Source organism: Pseudoalteromonas sp. 1181_04, assembly GCF_052850545.1.
Map to the genome: position 1 here is coordinate 1 of NZ_VXCS01000057.1, position 4,059 is coordinate 4,059.

A 4,059-nucleotide genomic window follows, 5' to 3' on the forward strand; every position below is an offset into this window, starting at 1 on the left:
TTTACTATTTTTCATTACAGCTCTCCGTTGCTAATATCAGCTTTCAATCCATTTTTAGCACCAGACACTTTGTTTTTTACTATAGACATCCCTTCCTCTAGAATATTTTTGATTATGATACTCTCTTTATTTTTCCAAATTACGTTAACCCTTTTCGAAAACAATTGATTGTTCTTATCGACGAGCCAAATCTTGTCGCCATCAATAGAAGATAAAGGAACTTTAAGTACATTTTTAAAAGTAGGTAAAGTTAGCTCTGCGGCCACAAATTCATTTATCATCAGCGTTCCACTGTCATTATCTACAGTTAGATAAACACTTTGTAGTTGGCTAGTTAGCGCTTGTGTTGGAGGTATTTGAGATATATGGGCATTAAAAAATGTATTATCGTCTCGATAAACCTTAAACCTTAAACCTTAAACCTTAAACCTTAAACCTTAAACCTTAAACCTTAAACCTTAAACCGCTGACCAATAGACAATACTGAAGCAACATCGTGAGGTATTGATAAGCTTACCCTAAGCTCAGAGAGTTGAGCAAAAGTACCAATCTTATCTCCCTTTTTAACAAAGTCGCCTTGGTAAGCGCTCTTTTCTAAAACGACGTAGTTTTCTTTAGATTGAAATTTACAACGTTCTAAATTTTTTTTTGCGAGTTCTAGGTTGCTTGTTGCAATTAAAATATTAGCTTTAGCTATTTCTAATTGAGGCTTTCGCAACATTAATGATTCTTGTAGTTTTAAATTAGGGCTGTCTTTTTTAGGTCTAACCCTTTTGTATTCACTTTTCGAAAAGCGTTGCTCACCGAGCTCAAGCTTTAAGTTAGCTTCTGCTACTTTAAGCTCTCCCAATCGAGCTTGTAGCTGGTTTTTATAGTCCTCATCATCAATATGATAAATAGTTTCACTCCTATTTACTCGACTACCAACTTCAAAATTATTATTAAGGAATAAAATTTCACCTTCGACTTGTGCAAATAAAGTTAGAATATTTGGTGTTTCTATTCGGCCATAAGCTTGATAACTGGGTGTAAATTCTTGAGGTTTAGCCTTTAATATATTGACTACTAAAGCTTTGTTATTACTGGATGATAAAGGCAGTTTTGGAGGTGTTGCCAAAATAATTAATGCACAAATTGCTACGCTAAAAGTAATAAGAACAGTGATTATTTTCACTTTATTGACTTGCATTTCTAGTCCCTAATTTTATTGAGAAGGAAGTTGTTTTTTCTTTCGTTAGAATTTTTAGTAAATACAAACCTATTAGCTAAAAGGTAGTTACTTACCAAACCGGCCATAATTCCTAAGCAAAAAGCGAAGTGAATTAAGAAAAGCTCTTTGGCTATCCAAAAAACTATTAAATTGATTACGCCAGATAAATGAGCTGCGAACATGTGCTTACTCCATTGTTTTACAGCGCTTTCATAAGCCTGGTTATTGAAGGTGTAAACTCTATTACCTAACCATGTTGTGCTAGCTGCTAGCCAAAATGCTATTGCGCGTGCGGTTATAATTGAATCGATATGATTTACTAAAATAAAAAAAATAAAACTATCAACAATGAACCCTGCACCTCCTACAAAACAAAATTTTTTTAGTTGCTGCATTATTAAGCATTAAATAATTAATCGTAGAGCCATTATTAATTAGAAGATGTCTATAAATTGTCTTGATGCATTGACTTTTTATAGACTCAGGTTGTTTTAAGCTTGCTTTGTAAAATTATTGGAGAGCTTAATGAAACTGGTCGAACACCCTAAGTCTGTTAATGAAGATATAACGCTGAGCATCATAGTGCCTGTTTATAACGAGCAAGAAATGCTGCCTATCTTTAATCACCACCTATCGAAAGCTCTAAGCTTGTTATTAAACGAGCATGTGGAAGTCATTTATATTAATGATGGAAGTACTGACGATAGCTGGAATGCAATGTCAAATTTAACCAATCATTATGCCGATATTGAATGCATTAACTTAAGTCGTAACTTTGGTAAAGAAGCCGCGATGACCGCTGGTATAGATAATGCTAGAGGTGAAGCTATTATTTTATTGGATGCTGATTTACAAGATCCACCTGAACTTATTCCTAAAATGCTAAATGCATGGAAACAAGGTTTTGATGTTGTAAATATGAAACGGTCATCCCGCTTAGGTGAGTCACGCTTAAAACGTTGGAGCGCTCACATTTATTACAGGTTACTTGACCATTTATCTGAGGTTCCATTACAAAAGGACGTAGGTGATTTTAGGCTATTAAGTAGAAGAGTTGTTGATGATATAAAGAAATTATCAGAAAGAAGCCGCTATATGAAAGGAATTCTTTCATGGCCAGGATATAAGCAAACAACAATTAGTTTTGAGCGTCCTGAACGCGTTGCAGGAGAGACAAAGTGGTCTTTCTTTCAGCTGGTAAAGTTAGGCCTATCTGGCATTACAGCTTTTAGTGTAAAGCCTTTACAAATATCGACCTGGGTCGGCACTTTAATATCTACATCCGCATTTTTTTATGGCTTATGGGTTGTTGCCAAGACTCTATTCTTTGGAGAAACCGTTGCGGGTTACCCTTCGATAATGTTGACCCAGTTATTCTTAGGGGGAGTTCAACTGATAGCTATAGGCGTCTTAGGTGAGTATATTGGACGTATTTATGCTGAGACCAAAGGGCGTCCTATATATTTAATAATGGATAAACAAAGCCAAAAGAGTCAGAACGGCATGGTGAAAAAACATGGCTGATAAAATAAATTCTACAGTATATTGGGCTTTAGCAATTATTATTTCCTTGATCGCTATAAGGCTTGTCTCACTAGGACTTTTCCCTCTCTACGATACAACTGAGGCTAGGTATGGGGAAATGGCTCGTATCATGGTAGAAACTCGTAACTGGGTTACCCCTCAGTTTGATTACGACGTGCCATTTTGGGGGAAACCTCCAATTCAAACCTGGCTGAGTGCCATTAGTTTTAATTTTTTAGGTATAAATGAGTTTACTGCTCGTTTACCTCACTTATTGTGTGGTTTATTAACCTGTTACTTGGTCTTTCGATTCACATTATCCCTGACGAATTTAAGTAAAAGTGTTTTATCTATATTGGTGCTAGTTTCTAGCTTAGGGTTTATCGTTGCTATTGGCATGGTTATGACGGATAGTGCTTTGCTTCTTGCTTATACCCTTGCAATGTTTAGCTATTGGCAATGCTATGCTCAAAAAAACCAACTTTATGGCTATTTATTTTTTGTCTCTTTAGCGCTCGGTATGCTAATTAAAGGACCTGTTGCTGTCGTGCTTATAGGGATTTCACTCGTTGTTTGGAGCGCTTGGCAAGGCTGCTTTAAAGTAGCTATAAGACGCTTGCCTTGGGTAAGTGGGATGTTCGTTTTTTTAGGTCTAACTTTACCTTGGTACATTCTAGCCGAAATACGTACTCCGGGCTTTTTAGAATATTTTATAGTTGGTGAACATATTCAGCGATTCCTTGTATCTGGATGGGAAGGCGATCTTTATGGCACAGCGCACGTTAAACCTAGAGGTACAATTTGGTTTTATTGGTTACTGTGCGCAAGCCCTTGGTCATTTTTAGCTTTAGGACTACTATTCAAAAAAGAAAATATTAAAAAAGCACTTAGAAAAGAACCCGACCAGCCAAATATAAATAAGTACCTTATTTGTTGGGTGATTTCGCCACTATTACTATTTACTTTAGCTGGTAATGTGTTGCCAATCTATGTGCTACCTGGTTTTAGTGCATTAGCTATACTGATAGCCTTAAACATAAAATTTACTAAGCTATGCAATTACTTGGCTTTATTTACGGTTTTAACCTTAATAGCTATGTTAAGTGCACTGCTAAAGGGTGCATGGGAGCACAAAAGCGAACATAAGCTACTCGAATTACATCAAAAATCGTTTAAAGAAGCCCCTTTGTATTATTGGAATAAACGCCCATTTAGTGGACAGTTTTATTCAAATGGTAGAGCTAAACAAATAAATGAAAAAGCATATTTACGAGACTTAGTTAACAGTAGTGGAAAAATATATATTGCTATAAAGCAGGACGAGT

5 protein-coding genes are annotated in these 4,059 nt (G+C 35.8%); 2 read left to right on the forward strand and 3 right to left on the reverse strand.

From position 1 onward, the window contains the following. Positions 1-14 precede the first annotated feature (14 nt). From FW757_RS22905 to FW757_RS22915, 3 genes are all read right to left on the reverse strand, one after another. Positions 15-281, reverse strand: a complete 267-nt coding sequence (locus FW757_RS22905) for a hypothetical protein (protein ID WP_182762707.1) — start codon at positions 279-281, stop codon at positions 15-17. Positions 282-451: 170 nt separating this feature from the next. After that, positions 452-1,189, reverse strand: a complete 738-nt coding sequence (locus FW757_RS22910; protein WP_182762705.1) for an efflux RND transporter periplasmic adaptor subunit — start codon at positions 1,187-1,189, stop codon at positions 452-454. 2 nt (positions 1,190-1,191) lie between these two features. Further along, the gene (locus FW757_RS22915) at positions 1,192-1,605 is read right to left on the reverse strand and encodes a GtrA family protein (protein WP_182719601.1); all 414 of its coding nucleotides are present in this window, start codon (positions 1,603-1,605) and stop codon (positions 1,192-1,194) included. A gap of 130 nt (positions 1,606-1,735) precedes the next feature. Between FW757_RS22915 and FW757_RS22920 the strand changes: the two genes are divergently transcribed. Both FW757_RS22920 and FW757_RS22925 read left to right on the forward strand, forming a co-directional pair. Next, on the forward strand, positions 1,736-2,734 hold the full coding sequence (locus FW757_RS22920; RefSeq protein WP_182719600.1) for a glycosyltransferase family 2 protein: 999 nt from the start codon (positions 1,736-1,738) through the stop codon (positions 2,732-2,734). Beyond that, positions 2,727-4,059: ArnT family glycosyltransferase (locus FW757_RS22925; RefSeq protein WP_446441766.1), on the forward strand; the 1,333-nt coding region annotated here is incomplete at its 3' end. The genes FW757_RS22920 and FW757_RS22925, both read left to right, overlap by 8 nt.

What these genes read in the sequence shown, in the direction of transcription:
- FW757_RS22915 (WP_182719601.1), bottom strand. Translation starts at nt 1,605, where the DNA reads ATGCAGCAACTAAAAAAATTTTGTTTTGTAGGAGGTGCAGGGTTCATT.
- FW757_RS22905 (WP_182762707.1), bottom strand. Translation starts at nt 281, where the DNA reads ATGATAAATGAATTTGTGGCCGCAGAGCTAACTTTACCTACTTTTAAA.
- FW757_RS22920 (WP_182719600.1), top strand. Translation starts at nt 1,736, where the DNA reads ATGAAACTGGTCGAACACCCTAAGTCTGTTAATGAAGATATAACGCTG.
- FW757_RS22910 (WP_182762705.1), bottom strand. Translation starts at nt 1,189, where the DNA reads ATGCAAGTCAATAAAGTGAAAATAATCACTGTTCTTATTACTTTTAGC.